This is a genomic window from Pseudoxanthomonas winnipegensis, from assembly GCF_030322905.1.
Taxonomy (GTDB): Bacteria; Pseudomonadota; Gammaproteobacteria; order Xanthomonadales; family Xanthomonadaceae; genus Pseudoxanthomonas_A; species Pseudoxanthomonas_A winnipegensis.
In genome coordinates this window covers 3,918,960-3,937,755 of the sequence record NZ_CP095475.1, presented here as the reverse complement: position 1 = coordinate 3,937,755, position 18,796 = coordinate 3,918,960, and the positions used below count along the sequence as shown (strand labels likewise).

The 18,796-nt window shown below is 70.4% G+C and carries 15 protein-coding genes; 6 read left to right on the top strand and 9 right to left on the bottom strand.

The genetic code is table 11. The features are described from left to right. Nucleotides 1-6: 6 nt before the first annotated feature. Both MWN52_RS17350 and MWN52_RS17345 read left to right on the top strand, forming a co-directional pair. Nucleotides 7-2,655: a serine/threonine-protein kinase gene (locus MWN52_RS17350; protein ID WP_286575672.1), complete on the top strand. Its 2,649-nt coding sequence runs from the start codon at nt 7-9 to the stop codon at nt 2,653-2,655. A gap of 260 nt (nt 2,656-2,915) precedes the next feature. Continuing rightward, nucleotides 2,916-4,280 carry a glutamate--cysteine ligase gene (locus MWN52_RS17345; protein WP_286575671.1) on the top strand — a complete coding sequence of 455 codons (1,365 nt, stop codon included), beginning with the start codon at nt 2,916-2,918 and terminating at the stop codon, nt 4,278-4,280. Nucleotides 4,281-4,349: 69 nt separating this feature from the next. Here the strand turns inward: MWN52_RS17345 and MWN52_RS17340 are convergent, their stop codons facing one another. The 4 genes from MWN52_RS17340 to MWN52_RS17325 all read right to left on the bottom strand — a co-directional run bounded on the left by MWN52_RS17340 (nt 4,350) and on the right by MWN52_RS17325 (nt 9,210). Continuing rightward, a complete protein-coding gene (locus tag MWN52_RS17340; RefSeq protein ID WP_286575670.1) occupies nt 4,350-4,835 on the bottom strand; it encodes a hypothetical protein in 486 nt (161 codons plus the stop codon). Nucleotides 4,836-4,962: 127 nt separating this feature from the next. Next, nucleotides 4,963-6,528, bottom strand: a complete 1,566-nt coding sequence (locus MWN52_RS17335; protein WP_286575669.1) for a hypothetical protein — start codon at nt 6,526-6,528, stop codon at nt 4,963-4,965. Between the two features lie 436 nt (nt 6,529-6,964). Beyond that, nucleotides 6,965-8,500 (bottom strand): ATP-binding protein, encoded by a 1,536-nt coding sequence (locus tag MWN52_RS17330; RefSeq protein WP_286575668.1) that lies wholly within the window; start codon nt 8,498-8,500, stop codon nt 6,965-6,967. Next, on the bottom strand, nt 8,497-9,210 hold the full coding sequence (locus tag MWN52_RS17325) for a response regulator (RefSeq protein ID WP_130521739.1): 714 nt from the start codon (nt 9,208-9,210) through the stop codon (nt 8,497-8,499). Before MWN52_RS17325 ends, MWN52_RS17330 begins: the two co-directional genes overlap by 4 nt. Before the next feature lie 293 nt (nt 9,211-9,503). On the opposite strand from MWN52_RS17325, the gene MWN52_RS17320 reads away from it, so the two are divergent. From MWN52_RS17320 to fghA, 3 genes are read left to right on the top strand one after another with little or no spacing between them, the layout of a single operon-like run. Continuing rightward, nucleotides 9,504-9,779: a metal/formaldehyde-sensitive transcriptional repressor gene (locus MWN52_RS17320; RefSeq protein WP_130521713.1), complete on the top strand. Its 276-nt coding sequence runs from the start codon at nt 9,504-9,506 to the stop codon at nt 9,777-9,779. A 56-nt stretch (nt 9,780-9,835) separates the two neighbouring features. Next, nucleotides 9,836-10,945, top strand: a complete 1,110-nt coding sequence (locus MWN52_RS17315) for an S-(hydroxymethyl)glutathione dehydrogenase/class III alcohol dehydrogenase (protein ID WP_130521714.1) — start codon at nt 9,836-9,838, stop codon at nt 10,943-10,945. 10 nt (nt 10,946-10,955) lie between these two features. Continuing rightward, nucleotides 10,956-11,789: an S-formylglutathione hydrolase gene (gene fghA / locus MWN52_RS17310; protein ID WP_286575667.1), complete on the top strand. Its 834-nt coding sequence runs from the start codon at nt 10,956-10,958 to the stop codon at nt 11,787-11,789. A 22-nt stretch (nt 11,790-11,811) separates the two neighbouring features. Here the strand turns inward: fghA and MWN52_RS17305 are convergent, their stop codons facing one another. The 3 genes from MWN52_RS17305 to MWN52_RS17295 form a co-directional block, all read right to left on the bottom strand. After that, entirely contained in the window at nt 11,812-12,987 is a 1,176-nt protein-coding gene (locus MWN52_RS17305) for an arabinose transporter (protein ID WP_286575666.1), read from the bottom strand. Nucleotides 12,988-13,179: 192 nt separating this feature from the next. Then, entirely contained in the window at nt 13,180-14,325 is a 1,146-nt protein-coding gene (gene cfa, locus MWN52_RS17300; protein WP_286575665.1) for a cyclopropane fatty acyl phospholipid synthase, read from the bottom strand. 330 nt (nt 14,326-14,655) lie between these two features. Beyond that, nucleotides 14,656-16,071 carry an aminotransferase-like domain-containing protein gene (locus MWN52_RS17295; protein ID WP_286575664.1) on the bottom strand — a complete coding sequence of 472 codons (1,416 nt, stop codon included), beginning with the start codon at nt 16,069-16,071 and terminating at the stop codon, nt 14,656-14,658. Nucleotides 16,072-16,174: 103 nt separating this feature from the next. On the opposite strand from MWN52_RS17295, the gene MWN52_RS17290 reads away from it, so the two are divergent. Further along, entirely contained in the window at nt 16,175-17,092 is a 918-nt protein-coding gene (locus MWN52_RS17290; protein ID WP_286575663.1) for a DMT family transporter, read from the top strand. A 139-nt stretch (nt 17,093-17,231) separates the two neighbouring features. Here MWN52_RS17290 and MWN52_RS17285 read toward each other — a convergent pair whose 3' ends face one another. Further along, nucleotides 17,232-17,567, bottom strand: a complete 336-nt coding sequence (locus MWN52_RS17285) for a hypothetical protein (RefSeq protein WP_130525173.1) — start codon at nt 17,565-17,567, stop codon at nt 17,232-17,234. 63 nt (nt 17,568-17,630) lie between these two features. Then, nucleotides 17,631-18,575, bottom strand: coding sequence for a DegV family protein (locus MWN52_RS17280; protein ID WP_286575662.1), 945 nt, complete (start codon nt 18,573-18,575; stop codon nt 17,631-17,633). Nucleotides 18,576-18,796: the final 221 nt, after the last annotated feature.

Genomic DNA, 18,796 nt, shown 5'->3' with positions numbered 1-18,796 from the left:
GACGCGATGCTGGGCCGGCAGCTCGGCGCCTGGCGCGTGCTGGACGTGCTGGGGCGCGGCGGCATGGGCGCGGTGTACCGGGTCGAACGCGACGACGGCGCCTACACGCAGCAGGCCGCGCTCAAGCTGATCCGCGCCAGCACCGATTCGCAGGCCGCGCGCGAGCGCTTCCTGCGCGAACGCCAGATCCTGGCCGCGCTGCGCCATCCCCACATCGCCACGCTGCTCGATGGCGGCATCTCCCCGCAGGGCGAGCCGTACTTCGTGATGGAGCTGATCGACGGCCAACCCATCGACCGCTGGTGCGATGCGCACAACCTGGGGCTGCGCGAACGCGTGACGCTGTTCCTGCAGGTGCTCGACGCGGTGCGCTACGCGCATCGCAATCTGGTCGTGCATCGCGACCTCAAGCCCTCCAACCTGATGGTCGATGCGGAGGGGCGCGTCAAGCTGCTGGATTTCGGCATCGCCAAGCAGCTGGAAGGGGGCGCCGTAACGGCCACGCACGACCGGGCCCTGACCTTCGAGTACGCCTCGCCCGAGCAGCTGCACGATGCGCCCATCACCACCGCTACCGATGTGTGGCAGCTGGGCGTGGTGCTGCATCGGCTGTTGTCCGGGTCGCATCCCTTCGGGCTGACCCGGGACACGCCGCTGGCCAGCCAGCTCCAGCACCTCGAGCGCGATCCCGAGCCGCTCACCCGCGCCGCCGCCAAGCTGCCGCCCGAGCAGGCGCTGCAGCGCGGCGGGCATTCGCCGGACTCGCTGTCGCGCGCGCTGCGCGGCAGCCTGTCGGCGATCGTCCAGACCTGCCTGCGGCGCGATCCGGAGGCGCGCTACGCCACGGCCGACGCCTTGGCCAACGACCTGCAGGCCTGGCTGGACAGCCGGCCGATCGCCGCCGTGCCGCTCAGACGCATGCAGCGCCTGCGGCTGTGGGGGCGCCGTAACCGCACGCTGGCCGCCGCCGGCGCGGCCGTCGCGCTCGCCCTGGTCGCGGGCACCGGCGTCGCGCTCTGGCAGGCGCACGAGGCCCGCGCCCAGGCCCGCATCGCCACGCGCGAAAGCGCCAGCGCCCGTGCCTCGCTCGCCTTCCTGACCGATACCCTCTCCGCAGCCGCGCCGGAAGAAGCCATGCGCCGTGATGTCAGCGTGCGCGACCTGCTCGATCAGGCGCGCAGGAAGCTCGACGAGAAATCGCTGGAGCCGCAGGTGCGGCAGTTTGTACAGCTGATGTTGGCCACGCTCTACCACTCGCTTGGGGACATACGCACAGCGCTGCCGTTGTTCGAGGCGGGTTTCAAGGGCGTGCAGCCGCAGAGCCGGGAGGATGTCGCGGCACTGTTCGTCCCCATGTCGGCTTATATCGGCGCACTGGGGCAGTCGGGCCGTGGCGCGGAGGGTCTCGCCGAGGCCAAGCGCGCCGAAGTTTGGCGCCTGACTTATGCCCCTCGGGACAAGACGCTGCAGCTCGCCTCCTTGGTGCTCCAGGGTAAGGGACATTTCTACGCCCATGATGAAGACCAGGCCGAGGCGTTCTGGAAACAGGCCATCGAACTGGCGGCGCTGCTTCCGGATCCAGCGGTGAACGATACGATCGAGGCTTACCAGTTGCTGTCGGGCGTGCTGGCGGCGAAGGGCGAGTACGAACCGGCCGTGCGATACGCGCAGGCCGGGCTCGATTTTGCCGACCGGCGTCGGGTCTCCCCGAACTCACCGGTGCGTGTCAGCCTGCTGCTCTCCAAGGCCAATGCACTGCAGCAGGCGGGCGAGCTGGCCGAGGCCGAGGCCGTGATCCGGCAGGGGATGGCGCTGCAGCGTGCCACGATCGGCGAGGGCGGCACACGCATGTCCGATCTCTACAACAGCCTGGGAATCGTGCTGAACGACCAGGGCCGCTACCGCGAGGCGGTGGAAGCGCTTGAACATTCGGATGGGCTGGAGGAATCGGCGAGTGGCTCGCAGGTGGAGCTTGCGATCGGCCTGGGCAATCTTGGCTCCGTCTACGAGAACGCAGGGGACTATGCGCGCGCGATCGAGTTGTTCGATCGCGCCGTTTCGTTGGCGGATCGCAGCGGCCTGTCGCCGGACGATGCGACGCGACGGCGTCTGGCCAGGAGTCGCGCGCGCTCCCTGGCTTTCGCGGGTCGCTATGCCGAAGCCGATCTGCAGCTGCGCGACCTGCAGGCGCGAGCCCTCCGGCTGGAGGGCGACGCCTCGATCGAGTACGCCATGTTGATCTGGCAACGCACCGGACTCGCACGCCGGATGGGCGACTGGGCTGCGGGAACCGCCTTGCTTGCGCAGGCACGGACGCGATTGTCGGCACTGCTGCCACCGACGCATCCCTTGTTCGCCCATATGTTGCGTGCGCAGGCGGCGTTCGCGCGCCAGCGGGGCGCGCTGGCCGACGCCGAGCGCGCGCAGCGACAGGCGCTGGAACGCCTGCAGGGCGACGCGGCGCTGGCGATCGACACGGCCATCGCGCAGGCCGAGCTGGCCGACATCCTGCAGCGGCGCGGCGATGCGCAGCAGGCCGCGCAGTTGCTTGCGCAGGCCTTGCCGGTCCTGCGCAAGCAACTGCTGCCACAGGAAGTCTCCCTGGCCGCTGCCGAATCGCTTGCAGCCCGACTTGCACCCAAGCAGCACGGCTGAGCGGCCGCTGGCGGCGACGCGGTTTCGCACGCCACCACGCTGACGCCGGGCGGGATCACCCGGCAGGTGTCGTTGCGCGATGGACGAACGGCAGTCGATCCCAAGGCCCTTCGCGCGCGTGCCAGGCGTGGAATGCCAGCAACGGAAAGCTCAAGAGACGCCAGCGTCGACGATGCGGCGGGGATCGCCCGGTATCATGCGGCCGTTGTGCTGGTCCGCCCGCGGCGCCAGATCGCCCCCCTCTTCGTTGCGAGTCGCCCTTGTCCAGTCCCAGCCACGTTGCCGATACCCCGATCACCACGCTGTCGCAGCTGGTCGATTACGCCGCGTCCGGGGCGCGGCCGCGCGAGGCGTGGCGCATCGGCACCGAGCACGAGAAGTTCGGCTTCCGCACCGACGATCTGCGCCCGCCCACCTTCGAGGGCGAGCGCGGCATCGAGGCGCTGCTGGTCGGGCTGACCCGCTTCGGCTGGCAGCCGGTGCAGGAGGACGGCCGTACCATCGCCCTGCTGCGCGACGGCGCCTCGGTCACCCTGGAGCCGGCCGGCCAGCTCGAGCTCTCGGGCGCGGCGCTGGAGACGCTCCACGAGACCGGCGACGAGCTGACCGTTCACCTGGACGAAGTGCGCCAGGTCGCCGACGAGCTGCGCCTGGGCTTTCTGGGCATGGGCTTCCAGCCCAAGTGGACGCGCGCGGACATGCCGTGGATGCCCAAGGGCCGCTACCAGATCATGAAGTCCTACATGCCCAAGGTCGGCAAGCTCGGCCTGGACATGATGACGCGCACCTGCACCGTCCAGGTCAATCTGGACTACGGCAGCGAGGCGGACATGGTCAGGAAGTTCCGCGTGTCGCTGGCGCTGCAGCCGATCGCCACGGCGTTGTTCGCCGACTCGCCGTTCACCGACGGCGCGCCCAACGGCTACCAGAGCTACCGTTCGCACATCTGGACCGATACCGATGGCGACCGCACCGGCATGCTGGATTTCGTGTTCGAGGACGGCTTCGGCTTCGAGCGCTATGTCGACTACCTGCTCGACGTGCCCATGTACTTCTCCTACCGCGGCGGCATCTACCACGACGCCTCCGGCCAGAGCTTCCGCGACTTCCTCAAGGGCCGGCTGCCGGCGCTGCCCGGTGCGCTGCCCACGCTGCGCGACTGGTCCGATCACATGACCACCGCCTTCCCGGAGGTGCGCATGAAGAAGTACCTGGAGATGCGCGGCGCCGATGCGGGCACGCCCGATCGTCTGGCCGCGTTGCCGGCCTTCTGGGTGGGCCTGCTGTACGACGATGCGGCGCTGGATGCGGCCTGGGACCTGGTGCGCGACTTCACCGGCGAAGAGCGCCACGCCCTGCGCGACGGCGTACCGCGGCATGGCCTGCGCCTGCCGTTCCGTGGCGGCAGCGTGCGCGATCTGGCGCGGCGCGCGCTGGAGATCGCCCACGCCGGCCTGGCGCGGCGCGCCCGCCTGCACGCAGGTCGCGACGAGACCGGCTTCCTCGATCCGCTGCATGCCATCGTCGATTCGGGCGTGAGCGCGGCCGACGCCAAGCTGGCGTTGTACGAGGGGGCATGGGGCCGCAGCGTGGACCCGGTCTTCAGCGAGTTCGCCTACCGCTGAGCGCTTCGCGCGCCGGGCCGCAAGCCTGCGCGCTGGCTTGCGAACCCCTGATGGCTGCGCGGGCGTGCTTCAGCGCGGGAGCCTGTCGGTCAGCGCCTTCAACAGTCGCTTGGCCTTGTCGACCTTCTGCTCGGGTGCGGGCGGGGTGTCGGCATCACGCGCTGGCTCGACCGCCGCGGCCGGCTGCGCCCGGGCGGCACGCGCTTCCTCCTCCAGCCGGGCCCGCTCGGCCCTGCCGGCTTCCAGGTCCGCGCGGCTGGGCTGCCAGGGCACCGTGACGGTCGGTCCGGTGTTGCCGCCCTCCATCGTGTTGTTACGGTCGTCGTTGCCCTTGCCGCATTCGACGTTGCCGCCTCTGACCCACTTGCCAAGGCCAGGCCGCGGTGCCACCCGGTCCAGGTGGGCCTGGTAGGCCATCTCGATTTCCTGGGTCGACATGCCAGCGGTGTCCTTGAAGTGCGCAACGAGGCGCGTGTCCCTCGTCTTGCCCAGGCACCAGCCTTCGGCGTGGGCGGCGGCGGGCAGGCCGGCCGCGAACGGCAGCAGGGCGAGCATCAGGTGTCGGGGTCGCATGAGGATGTCTCCGGTCGAGTGTGGAAGGGTGGGTCAGGCGCGGGCCTGTCCGTAAGCGGGAGGTCGGCGCAAGGCAAGCGAGAAAACGGGACGGCGGTGGCGGCCTCGCTCATCCGCCAGGGCCGTCGGCGCACTGCGGTTCGCGCACCATCGGGATGCCGGGGCTGGCGCCGCCGCAGGCCTTGCCGCCCGGGCCGGTGGCGCAGCCGGCGGCCTGGGTCTGGATCACCGCGGTGTCGCCGTCGGTTTCGATGGTGTAGCTGCCGCCGTAGTCGGCCTTGATCGAGCCGATGGAGGTCAGCCAGCGGTAGCGGCCGTGGCGGTCGTCGGTGGGCGTGAACTGCATGGAGACATTCGCCCGGCTGCAGTCGCCACCGGTGCCGCGGATCGCGAACGGCCTGGTCAGGTCGCAGACCCGCGCATCGCCCTGGATGGCGGGGCAGCCCGGCAGCATGGTGATCCGCCAGCCGCCCTGCAGCGTGTCGAAGTCCAGCGTGGCTTTGCCCACGCCGCGCTTGCTGCGCGCCTCGAAGGCGATGCTGGCGCGCTGGTCGCGCTGGTCCGGGTTGGCGTAGTCGAACTGCGCATCGGCCTTGACCTTGCCGGTGGGGTTGAGCGTGCTGCCACCGCTCAGCGTGGCGGCGACGGTGCCGCGCGTGGGTGCGCCGTCGGCCTTCGCCCTTGGCATGGCTCTGAGGGTGTAGGCGGTGTTGGGCCGCGCGCCGGTGCGCTTGGCCGGGTCGCTGGTGACCTCGAGTTTCACGCAGCGCCCGGATTGCCACGGCGCGCTGCGCAGCGCCGCCTCGGACATCAGGTGCATGAAAAGTTGTGCGCCCTGCAGCAGTTTGTAGGCGCTCTCGGCTTCGTCCGGATGGAAGATGCTGAAGCCCTGCTCGCCATGCTCGGTGAAGGTGCCCTGGCCGTCGCGGCCCAGGCCCATGCTGACGTCGGCCGACTGGATGGCGCCGTGTTCGCTGCCGCTCATGCGGATGTCCAGGCGCGAGGCGCTTCCGTCCTGGGCATCGATCAGGTGGGCATCGTCGTCCAGCCAGCGTTCCAGGATGAAATGCGCGGTGACCGCGCCGCCGATGCCGGGCTTGCCGGTAACCGCCATCTTCGAGTCCACGTCCATGGTCATGCTCACCCTGCCCTCGCGGTCCGGACAGGTGTCCATGCGCGTGCGCACCTTCAGCGCGCCGCTGATGCCGTGTTCGTTCATGGCGTACTCGATGGTCTGTTCGACGGTCGTGTCGGTCACCGTCATCCCCATGCCGCCCCGGTCGTTCCTGCTCAGCTCGATGGGGCCTGCCTTGACCAGTTCGGCCACACGCGCGTCGGAGGCCTCACTGACCATATAGCCGGACATGCTGCTGACCAGGCTGCCGCCGAACACGCCCATGCCAAATCCCACGAAACCGGAGGACATGCCCTCGCCGGTGAACGCAACCGGCTGCAGCCTCGGTGGATGCGCAGCCAGCGCCTCGGCGTGCCGCTGGTAGGCGTTGCCCAGCGCCTGCAGGGCCGCCAGCGCCTGCGGCTGCCCGCCCAGCGCATCGACCATGCCGGTGGCCTGCATCAGCCGGTAGTGCAGCACGTAGTCGATCGGCGCCACCCGGCGCGCGTTGGCCACCGGTCCCTCGGCCCTGAAGCGGTCCAGCTGCGCCTGGTCGATCATGGCGGCAGGCTTGGATTGCGCTCCCTCTGGCTTGCCGTCCGCGGGCGCGCGACCACAGCCCAGCGGGAGCAGGAGCAGCGCCAGCAGGCCGAGCGCATGCAGCGCTTGCCGGAGCGGTCGGTGCGGCGGGGCAACGAAGGACATGGCGCTGTCGCAGATCGGGACGGTTCCATGGCAATGCGCAGGATCCGCCCGGGACAGGACATGCCCGTTCTCCCGTCCATGCTTCGGACGACGGCAAGACGGCGCGTTTTCGCCAGCCAGATCCGTCGTTCCCGCGAACGCGGGAATCCATGGACGTTGGAGCAGGCGGCGAAAGTCCTTGGGTTCCCGCTTTCGCGGGAACGACGCGGAGATGTCAGCCGCGGATCAGTGCGATCTCGCTCGGGCCAGCCGAGCTAGGCGCGGTTCCGCACGCGCCTCGAAGCCGATCGCGCTACGCGTCGTCGCGCGCGCGCGGCAGCGTCACCCAGGCTTGTAGGCCGCCTTGGTCCAGGTTGGCCAGGCCGATCTCGCCGCCGTGGCGCAGCACGATCGCGCGGGCCGAGGCCAGGCCCAGGCCGATGCCGCCGGTCTCCTTGTTGCGCGAGTTCTCGCCGCGGAAGAACGGCATGAACAGCTTGTCGCCCAGCGCCAGGTCGATGCCCGGCCCATCGTCCTCGATCTCCAGCAGGGCGTGGCCGTCGATGGCGCGGACCTTGACCCGCGCGCGGGTGCCGTACTTGACCGCGTTGCCGATCAGGTTGCCGACCACGCGCCGCAGCGCCAGCGGATCGGCGTCGATCATCACCCGCTGGCTGTCCGCCGTCAGGGTCACGTCCTGGCCGATGTCGGCCGCGTCGTCGACCACGCTCTCGACCAGATCGCGGAAATCCAGCCGCTCGCGTGGGCCGCGGAAGGACTGGTCGCGCAGGAACTCCAGCGCGACGCTGATCATGTGCTTCATCTCATCGATGTCGGCGGCGGCGCGTTCGCGCAGCGGCGAGTCGATGTCGTCCAGGCGGAAGGCCAGGCGCGCCAGCGGCGTGCGCAGGTCATGGGCGATCGCGCCGACCATGTGGGTGCGCTCGGCGACCATGCGGCTCAGGCGCGCCTGCATGGCATTGAACGAATCGGTGGCCTGCAGGATCTCGGCCGGGCCGCGCCGCTCCAGCGGTGGCGCGTCCGGATCGCGGCCCAGGCGGTCGGCGGCGGCGGCGAAATCGCGGATCGGCTTGGACAGCGCGCGTGAGAACCACCAGGCCAGCGGCAGCATCAGCAGCAGGCCGAACGAGAACAACGCCAGCAGCTGCAGCTTGAAGGCGGTCGACAGCGTGCGCCCGGCGTAGCGCACCACGCGCCAGTGGCCGTCGTCCTGCTGGGCCGCGGCGATGAAGCCGTTCTCCAGCCCGGCGCCGAAGCGCAGCACCAGCGGGGTCTCGCGTTGCCGGGCGAAGGCATTGCCTTGGGAGCTCTGGCCGGCCTCCGGTGCGGCGATGTCCTGGGGAATGGCCTGCGGCGGCAGGGACGGGACGAAGGGCCCTGCGGTCATGCCCGGAATCGTCGCCACCCCGCGCCGGCGCATCCACGCCGGCTCCTGGCCCATCGACAGCGGCACCATCCCGTCGTTCAGGCGCTCCTGTTCGCCGCGGGCCACGTCGTGGTGGGGACGGTAGACGCGGATCTGATTCAGATCCTGGCGCAGCCAGCCGGCCAGCACGCGGCGCATGAAGGGGTCTTCGCGGTTCATGCCGGCCGACGGCACCGGCGCCTCGCGCTCGTCGGTGACCGAGACATTGGGACTGCTGGCCGGCATGCGCGTGGACAGCAGCGCCACCAGTTCGGGCAGCTGCACCGGCGGGTTGTAGACCGGCGTGCGCAGGAACAGCACGGCCAGGCCGATGCACTGGGCCAGCACCAGCGCTGCCGCAAGCAGCAGGAAGGTCCGGGAGAAGATCGAGCGGCCGGAGCGGCCTCCGGCCGCTGGCCTCACAGGCGCGTGACCGCCGGCAGCAGCATGTAGCCTTCGTTGCGCACCGTGCGGATCAGCTCGGCGTGGCCGCGGCCGTTGATCTTGCGACGCAGGCGGCTGACCTGGCTGTCGATGGCGCGGTCGAACACCTCGGTGCCGCGGCCGCGCGCCATGTCCAGCAGCTGGTCGCGGCTGAGCACGCGCTGGGGATGTTCGACGAAGGTGCGCAGCAGCGAGAACTCGCCGTCGGACAGGGTGATGTAGGTGCCGCTGGGATCGCGCAGGTCGCGGCGTACCGCGTCCAGGCGCCAGCCGCCGAACTCGTACTGGCTGCCGCGCGTTTCAGGCGCCGAGCCGAACGCCTTCTGCCGGCGCAGCAGGGCGCGCACGCGGGCCAGCAGTTCGCGCGGGTTGCAGGGCTTGGCCAGGTAGTCGTCGGCGCCGACCTCCAGCCCGACGATGCGGTCGGTGTCGTTGCCCAGCGCGCTGAGCATCAGCACCGCCGGGCCGTTGCCGGTGTTGAGCCGGCGCGCCACGCTCAGGCCATCCTCGCCGGGCATCATCACGTCCAGGATGATCAGGTCGGGGCGCCCGGATTCCAGCGTCTCCCACATCTCCTTGGCGCTGTCGGCCTCGTCCACCAGATAACCGTGGCCGATCAGGAAATCGACGGTGAGACGGCGCAGGTCCGGATCGTCGTCGACAACCAGGATGCGGAATTCGGGGTCCATATCGGCAAGGATGGCGTTCATGAGCGCTTGAATACTGCGCCAGTTTAGGTCGCGTTTGTCAGTCGTGCCATCCGCCGCCACGTCCCGGGTCGCGTTCAGCCGGCGGTGGTCCAGCGCCCGCTGCCTGGGCGTTTCCGGCCAGTCCCTGGCCCGCTGCGGTCCCTGAAAGCCATCCCTCCCGCCGCGTCATCGCCCGGCATATGTCGCGCATATGCCGGCGCGTGCGTGTGCACGGGCTTGCATGTCCGGGTGCGGCTCTGGATACTATCCCCCAGTATCTGCAAGAGGCCGCCATGCCGCATTCGGTGACGGAAAAGAAGCGCGTGCTCAGCCGCCTGCGCCGCATCCGCGGCCAGACCGAGGCGCTGGAGCGCGCGCTGGAGGCCGGCGCCGACTGTGGGCCGGTGCTGCAGCAGATCGCGGCCATCCGCGGCGCGGTCAACGGCCTGATGTCCGAGGTCATGGAAGCCCATATCCGCGAGACCTTCGGCCAGCCGGCCGATGACGACATCCAGCGCGAGGCGCGCGTGGCCGAGATGACCGGCCTGGTGCGCTCGTACCTCAAGTAAGCCGGGCGCGCCGCGCCCCGCTTCGTTTTTTCTTAGTGCTTAAGGAGACTTCCACCATGAAATCCCGTGCCGCCGTCGCATTCGGTCCCGGCCAGCCGCTGAAGATCGTCGAGATCGATGTCGCCCCGCCCAAGGCCGGCGAAGTGTTGGTGAAGATCACCCACACCGGCGTATGCCACACCGACGCCTTCACCCTCAGCGGCGACGATCCGGAAGGGCTGTTCCCGGCGGTGCTCGGCCACGAAGGCGCCGGCATCGTGGTCGAGGTCGGCGAGGGCGTGACCAGCGTGGCGCCGGGCGACCACGTGATCCCGCTGTACACCGCCGAGTGCGGCCAGTGCCTGTTCTGCAAGAGCGGCAAGACCAACCTGTGCGTGTCCGTGCGCGCCACCCAGGGCAAGGGCGTGATGCCCGACGGCACCAGCCGCTTCAGCTATGAGGGGCAGCCGATCTATCACTACATGGGCTGCTCGACCTTCAGCGAGTACACCGTGGTGGCCGAGGTCTCGCTGGCCAAGGTCAATCCGGAGGCCAACCCGGAGCACGTGTGCCTGCTCGGCTGCGGCGTCACCACCGGCATCGGCGCCGTGCACAACACGGCCAAGGTGGCCGAGGGCGATTCGGTGGCGGTGTTCGGGCTGGGCGGCATCGGCCTGGCGGTGATCCAGGGCGCGCGCCAGGCCAAGGCCGGACGCATCATCGCGGTGGACACCAACCCGTCCAAGTTCGAGCTGGCGCGCGAGTTCGGCGCCACCGACTGCGTCAACCCGAAGGATTACGACAAGCCGATCCAGCAGGTGATCGTGGAGATGACCGGCTGGGGCGTGGACCATTCCTTCGAGTGCATCGGCAACGTCAACGTGATGCGCGCGGCGCTGGAATGCGCGCACCGCGGCTGGGGCCAGAGCGTGATCATCGGCGTGGCCGGCGCTGGCCAGGAGATCAGCACGCGGCCGTTCCAGCTGGTCACCGGGCGCAAGTGGCTGGGCACCGCCTTCGGCGGGGTCAAGGGCCGCACGCAGCTGCCGGGCATGGTCGAGGACGCGATGAAGGGCGAGATCCAACTGGCGCCGTTCGTGACCCACACCATGCCGCTGGACGACATCAACGAGGCCTTCCACCTGATGCACGAAGGCAAGTCGATCCGCTCGGTCATCCATTACTGAAGCCGCCGCCATGGAACGCATCGAACACCGCGCCTGCTTCGGCGGCTGGCAGGACGTCTACCGGCACAGCTCGCAGGTGCTGGGTTGCCAGATGAACTTCGCCGTCTACCTGCCGCCGCAGGCGCAGGCCGGCGCGAGGCTGCCGGTGCTGTACTGGCTCTCGGGCCTGACCTGCACCGAGCAGAACTTCATCACCAAGGCCGGCGCGCAGCGCTACGCGGCCGAGCATGGGGTGATCGTCGTCGCGCCGGACACCAGTCCGCGCGGCGACGAGGTGGCCGATGCCGAGGGCTACGACCTGGGCAAGGGCGCGGGCTTCTACGTCAACGCCACCCAGCAGCCCTGGGCGGCACATTACCGCATGGACGACTACATCGTGGAGGAGTTGCCGGCGCTGATCGAGGCCAACTTCCCGGTGAGCGAGGCGCGTTCGATCTTCGGGCATTCGATGGGCGGCCACGGCGCGCTGGCGATCGCCCTGCGCAATCCGCAGCGCTATCGCAGCGTGTCGGCGTTCTCGCCGATCGTCGCGCCGACGCAGGTGCCGTGGGGGCAGAAGGCCTTCGCCGCCTACCTGGGCGAGGACCGTGCCGCCTGGAAAGCCTACGACGCCACCGAGCTGGTCAAGACCTCGACGCCGCGATTGCCGCTGCTGATCGACCAGGGCGATGCCGACGAGTTCCTGGAAGGCCAGCTCAAGCCGCAGCTGTTCGCACAAGCCGCGGCCGAGGTGGGCTACCCGATCACGCTGCGGATGCAGCCCGGCTACGACCACAGCTACTACTTCATGGCCAGCTTCATCGGCGAGCACATCGCCTTCCACGCCGCCGCGCTGCGCGCCTGAGGCCGCACGAGGGCGTGCGGCCTCAGGCCTGCGCCCTCCGCGTGCGCAGGGCCAGGCCGATCGCCACGCCCGCGCCGCACGTCGCAGACAACGTGGCCAGCGCAAAGATCGCCGCATAGCCCAGGCGCGTGGCCACGATGCCGGCCAGCGGCCCGGTGATCGCATAGGCGATGTCCTGGAACGCCGCATAGCCGCCCAGCGCGGTGGCGCGCATCTGTGCCGGCACGCGCTGCACCACCACCACGCCCAGCGCCGGGAACACCAGCGAGCAGCCCATGCCGGCGACGAAGGCGCCGGCCAAGGCCAGCGTAGGCGTGGTGGCCAACGCAAGCAGTGCCAGCCCGACGCCCTCGCCAATCATCGAGACCGCCGCCACGCGCGCGCCGCCGAAGCGGTCGATGCTGCGTGCCAGGATCAGCCGCGACAGGACGAATCCGCCGCCGAAGGCGCTCAGCGCCCACGCGGCCCCACGCCAGTGCTGGTCATTGAAGTACAGCACGGCGAAGGTGCTGATGGAGGCGAAGCCCACGCCCTGCAGCGCCAGTCCCACCGCGGGCAGCGCGATGCGGCCCAGCACGTCGCGCAGCGGCAGGCGCGCGCCGGCGACCGGTTGCGGCGCGGGCACCCTGGCGGTCATCGCCCACGCCAGCAGCGGCACCAGCAGGCAGGCGCCGGCCACGGCGGTGAAGCCCCACGATTGCGCCATCGCCACGCCGATCGGCGCGCCGACGGCCAGCGAGGCGAAGATCGCCAGTCCGACCCAGGTCATGACCCGGCCGGCGCGCGGCTGGCCGACCGTGCCGATGCCCCAGGCCAGCATGCCGGTGATCAGCAGGCTCTCGCCCATGCCGGTCGCCAGCCTGCCGATGATCAGCAGCGGCAAGGCCGCACCGGGCAGCGCGGCGGCCAGCAGGTAGGTGGCGCCCGATGCGGCCAGCAGCACGCAGCCGCGGCGCATGGCCCGGGCCGGGCCACGGGTGTCGGCGATGCGGCCGGCGAGGCCGCGCGTCAGCACGGTGGCGACGAATTGCACGCCGATCACGCAGCCGACGACCAGGTTGGACTGCTGCAGCGTGTCGCGGACGAACACCGGCAGCACCGGCAGCGGGACGGCGATGCTCAGATAGGCGATGAAGGTCGCCAGGCACAGGCGTGCCAGGCGCCAGGTGGCCGCGCGGTCGGAAGGAAGTGCGTTCATGGACAGGTCTCGGGATGTAAGCCGGTGGCCGGTCGTGCCCGAGAACGAACCCGCGCGCGACCTGCGTCCGGAGAGAGGGACGGGGTGCGCGTTGGTTGACGTGAACGCTTACGCGGCAGGCGTCAGCCTGTCGAAAATCGCGCGTAGCCTAGCGCAGCCAGGCGACGGTCGGCAACGCATCACCATGCTTGCCTATGGCCGCCGGTAGCCGCCCTCCAGGCCGCGCGCGGACAGCACCAGCTGCCACAGCTGCAGGTCGCGCGCGCGGAAGGCGCCGGCGCAGGACAGCAGGTAATAGCGCCACATGCGGCCGAAACGCTCGCCCAGCGCCTCGGCGAAGCGCGGCCAGGCGCGGGCGAAGTTGGCATGCCAGGCCATCAGGGTGCGATCGTAGTCGGCGCCGAAGTTGTGCACGTCCTCGATCACGAACCGGCCCTCGCAGGCGGTGCCGATCTGCTGCAGCGTCGGGATCTCGCCGTTGGGGAAGATGTAGCGATGCGTCCACGGATCGGTCGCGCCGGCCACGGTCTTGCCGATGGTGTGCAGCAGGAACAGGCCATCCGGCGCCAGGCAGCGCGCCGCCACCTCCATGAAGGTGGCGTAGTTGCGATGGCCGACATGCTCGAACATGCCGATGCTGGCGATGCGGTCGAAGCGCCCGTCCAGGTCGCGGTAGTCCTGCAGCCGCACTTCGATCGGCAGATCCGGATAGCGCTGCTGGACCCAGGCCGCCTGTTCGCGCGAGATGGTCACCCCGACGCATTCCACGCCGTAATGCTGCGCGGCATAGGCCATGAAGCTGCCCCAGCCGCAGCCGATGTCCAGCACGCGCATGCCCGGCTGCAGGCCCAGCTTGCGGCAGACCAGGTCGAGCTTGGCCTCCTGCGCCTCATCCAGCGTCTGCGCGTGCTCCCAGTAGCCGCAGGTGTAGGTCATGCGCGCGTCGAGCATGGCCGCGTAGAAGTCGTTGCCCAGGTCGTAGTGCGCCTCGCCGACCTGCCAGGCGCGGCGTGCGGTCTGCAGGTTGAGCAGGCGGGCGCGCAGGTGGTGGCCCAGCAACTGCAGCGGCCGGACCTGGCGCGGCAGGTCGGCGCGCAGCACGCGCTGGAAGAGTTCGTCCAGCCGGTCGCATTCCCAGTGCCCGTCCATGTAGGCCTCGCCCAGGCCCAGGTTGCCCTGGGCGAACACGCGCGCCGGCACGTCCGGGTGCAGCAGGCGCAGGTCCCAGGGGCGGTGGCCATCCAGCCTGATGTCCGCCGCTTGCAGCAGCGCGGCCAGCTTGTCGTAGAGCGCGTCGTGGCGCTGGACGGGGGCCTGACCGCTATCGAAGGTGAGCATGCACGCATCTCCACGAGAACTTCGGGTTCGCGCGTGGCAGGCGTGGACGTCGGGCCGCGGGCCCTGGCGATCCCGCGTCGTCAGGACACGGACCGAATGGCGCGGTGGCGGGCGCGGGCGCCGGCAGTGTCGGCGCCCCGCACGCGCGTCGCGTCAGGAACGTCTAGCCTGCGCCTGACGGCGTGGTCATGTCGTGGACATGGCGGCGCGGCCGGTTCAACGCTGCGTTCCGGCGGCGGGTTGCAGCGCCAGTGAGCGCAGGGTTCGGGCTGGATGCGTGCCAACGCGTCGCGACCGACCTGCGCTCGGCTGGCCTCGCCGCCCCCTGCTTCAGCGTGCCGAACCGCTCTGCCTGGCCGCCAGCCTGCCGAGCTGGCGCATCGCCTGGTCCAGGCGCGCATCCCATGGCATGCCGCAGCTCAGGCGCACGCAGTCGCCGTAGTCGCCGCGGCTGGAGAACAGCACGCCGGGCGAGATGCCGATGCCGGCGGCCAGCGCGGCATCGAACAGCGCCAGGCCGTCGCCGCCGGCGGGCAGCTGCAGCCACAGCGACAGCCCGCCGGCCGGCGCGCTGCAGCGGGTGCCGGTGGGCCAGTAGCGGGCGACGGCATCGCGCATGCGCTGGCCATTGTCGGCCACGGCGCGCCGCAGGCGCCGCAGATGGCGCTCCAGCCTGTGGCGCGCCAGGTATTCGCCCACCGCCAGCTGCGGCAGGCTGGCATTGCTGGAGCTGGAGAAGTACTTGGCCCGGCCCAGCGCCTCGGTCCAGGCGGCGCCGGCCAGCCATCCCACGCGCAGCCCTGGCGCCAGCGTCTTGGAGAACGAGCCGCAGGTGATGACGTTGCCGCCGGTGTCCCAGTGGCGCAGCGGCAGCGGGCGCTGGCCCGACCAGGCCAGCTCGCCATACACATCGTCCTCGATCACCACGGTGCCATGCCGCGCGCAGCTGGCCAGCAGCGCCTGCTTGTCGGCATCGCAGGTCAGGCTGCCGCTGGGGTTGCTGAAGTTGGGCACCAGGATCGCCGCGCGCACCGCGGTCTGCTGCAGGACACGGTCCAGCCGCGCCACATCGATGCCCTGGCCGAGCCGGTTGGGCACTTCCAGCACCTTCAGTCCCAGCGCGGCCACCGTCTGCAGGATGCCGTAATAGGTCGGCGTCTCGACCAGGACCACATCGCCGGGCGAGGTGGCCACGCGCAAGGCCAGGCTGAGCGCCTCGGTCGCCCCGGCGGTCACCACGACCTCATCGGCCTGCATCGGCGTGCCGGTCTGTTCGTAGCGCAGCGCGATCTGCCGGCGCAGCGCCGGGTCGCCCTGCGGCGGGGCGTATTCCAGCGCGGCGCTGGGTCGCCGCCGTGTGGTGCGGGCGAGGGCGACGCTCAGGGACGCCTGCGGCAGCAGGGAATGGTCGGCCACCGCCGCGTGCAGCGGGAACAGGCCCGGGCGCTGCGGGAGCTCCAGCAGCCGCTGCAGCGCAGGGTTGGCCACCTCGCCGGGCGCGCGCCGGCGCGGCGTCGGCAGCGCGGGCAGCGCGGAGGGCGCGGCATGGACGAAGTAGCCCGAACGCGGGCGCGCCTGCACCAGGCCTTCGCGCTCCAGCTGCAGGCAGGCCTGGACGGCGGTGGCCGCGCTGATCTGGTGCGCCTGCGCGAGCTGCCGCACCGACGGCAGGCGCTCGCCCGCGCGCAGCGTGCCCTGGGCGATCTGCCGGCGCAGGCCGTCGGCGATGGTTTCGTAGAGCAGCATGGGGTGGCATCTGTATTGGTCAAATTCGAGATTAACTGAATCTGTATTGCCGCGCGTGGCCGGCCTAGCCTGTCCGCTCCCCTCCTGCCGCGAAGCCGCCGTCATGTCGCCTGCCTCTCCCCCCGCCGCGTCGCGCACCGCGCTGTGGCAGCTGCTGATCGCCGAGGTGCTGATCGGCTCGGTCGGTGTGTTCGTGCACGAGAGCGGGCAGGACCCGGTGACCGCCGTGTTCTACCGCTGCCTGTTTGGCGCGCTGTTCCTGCTGGCCTGGGGTCTCGCGCGCGGTCATCTGCGCGGCGTGCTGCGCGACCGGGCGCTGCTGCGCGGCGCGGTGATCTCCGGGGTGCTGCTGGTGCTCAACTGGGTGGCCCTGTTCGCCGGCATGGCGCGCTCGTCGATCGGCGTGGCCACGCTGGTCTATCACTTCTTCCCGTTCGTGATGCTGATCCTGGCGGCGCTGCTGCTGGGCGAGCGCACGCGGCCGGCGGACTGGGGCTGGACCGCGCTGGCGTTCGTCGGCGTGGTCTGTTCGGCCGATCCGCTGCGGCTGCTGCAGCATGTCGATGCCGGATACCTGGCCGGCATCGGGCTGACCCTGTTGGGCGCGGTGCTGTGCGGTGCTTCCCTGCTGATGTCGCGCAGCGTCGGGCGCCAGCGGCCGTTCGCGGTGGTCACCATCCAGTGCTGCGTCGGCTCGGTGATGCTGGCGGGCTTCTCCTCCGGCACCGCACTGCACTTGGGCACGCACTGGGCCTGGCTGGTCGGCCTGGGCGTGATCCACAGCGGCATCGTGTATGTGCTGTTCTACTCGGCCTACCGGCACCTGTCGGTGGCGACCATCGCGGTGATCGCCTTCGTCTATCCGCTGGTGACGCTGGTGCTGGACTACGCGCTCTACGGGCATCGTCTGGACGCCGTGCAGCTGCTCGGCGTGGCGCTGATCATCCTCGGCACGCTGGGCGTCAACCTGAAGTGGCGGCTGCCTTCGCGCCGCGCGGCGCCGTTGGATGTAGTCCGGTAAACGCCGTCGGCAATGCTTCAACCATCGTTCCCGCGTTCGCGGGAACGACGGATTCCTGTTGGCGGTTCCAGTGGCGCCCGGCCCAGGAAAAAGAAAGGCCGCGCATGGCGCGGCCTTTCGCAGCCCTGGCGTTGCGCCATCAGCGCACGTCGTGCAGCCGCCAGCCGCTGCCGGCCAGCAGGCCCAGGCGATGCTTGAGCACCTCGCTCGGCAGGCTGGTGTCCACCACCAGGTCGATGTGCAGGTCGTCGATCTTGCCCTGCACATGCGCGGCCGGATCGACCGCACCCAGCGAGGGCGGCACCTGGTCCGGCTCGTCCTGCGCGTCGCGCCAGCGGGCGAACAGCACGTCGGTGCGCAGCGCATCCTGCAGCTGCTGCGCATAGCCCTCGGCGCTGCTGGAGGTGAAGCTGAACTCCGGCTCCGGGCCGCGCGCCTTGTCGGGGTCAGGCAGGGCGATGTAATAGGTCGTCATGGGTGTTCCCTCCGCGATGGCATTGAGGCGCAGCCTAGGACGGCGCGCGTCAGCGCCCCGTGTTCAGGCCGAGAAGGTGTGCGGCGGCGCGGCGAAGCCCACGCCCAGCGCGCCCTTGCCCACGTTGACCATGCCGGTCAGGCTCATCACCGACTCGTACAGCCGCACTCCGTGTTCCTCGCAGGTCTGGCGCAGGCGCGCATAGCCGGGCAGGGCGTGCAGCTCGGCCAGTTCGCCGCCATAGCCCAGGTTGACCACCGGCGTCAGCAGTCCCTCGCGCACCTTCTGCCCGGTGAACTCGAACAGCTTCTGCGCCGAGGGCTCGAAGCCCTTGAGCTTGGCCACCGGCTCGGTCACGCCGCGGTAGGCGCGCAGCACCGGCTTGATGTCCAGCGCGCTGCCCAGGGCGGCGCTGAGCAGGCCCACGCTGCGGTCGCCCTTGGTGCGGGCGCGGGCGCGCAGGTAGTAGAGGTCGCGCGGAATCATGTAGCCGTAGGTGTTCTCGGCCAGCGCCTCCAGCGAGGTGCGGATCCTGGCCACGCTCTCGCCCGCATCGCGCAGGCGCACGGCCTCGATCGCGGCCACGCCTTGGCCTGCGAACACGTTGAGCGTGTCGATCACGCGCAGGGCGAAGGGCGAGGTGTGCCCGGCCGCCTGGCGGATCGGCTTGTAGTCGTTGAGGATCGCGAAGCTCGCCTGCATCGCGTTGTCGTGGATCTGGCTGCGCAGGCGCGAGATGGTCAGGCAGAACACGTGGTCGTAGTCGATCGCCAGCCGCTGCAGGAACAGGTCGCGGATCTGCACCACCGAGAACGGCGTGGTCTGAGCCTCATGGCCGCGCTCGGCCACATGCGTGCGCAGGAACTCCAGCGTGGCCTCCTCGTCGCGGTGGTCGGCCAGGATGGCATCGCCGATGCGCACCGTGATCGGCAGGACGACGAGGTTGTGTTGACGGATGAAGTCGGCGGGCAGATCGCACGCCGAGTCCACCACGATCCCGATCCGCATGCGCTTTCCCCTTCGAAAGCCGGCGTGAGCCGTGTTGCCAGGTCTTGTGATGATGTTGCGGCGCGTCACGTCGATCCGTGGCGGCGCCCTCCCGGCGCGCATTGTGGACGATCCGGTCACGGCAAAATTGCAGGACGTTTCGCAGTTGTCGAACCCCAGCGGCTGCCAGGCGACGCATGACGGCCTTGTCAGCCAACTGGACCGGCCCTGCGGGTTTGCAC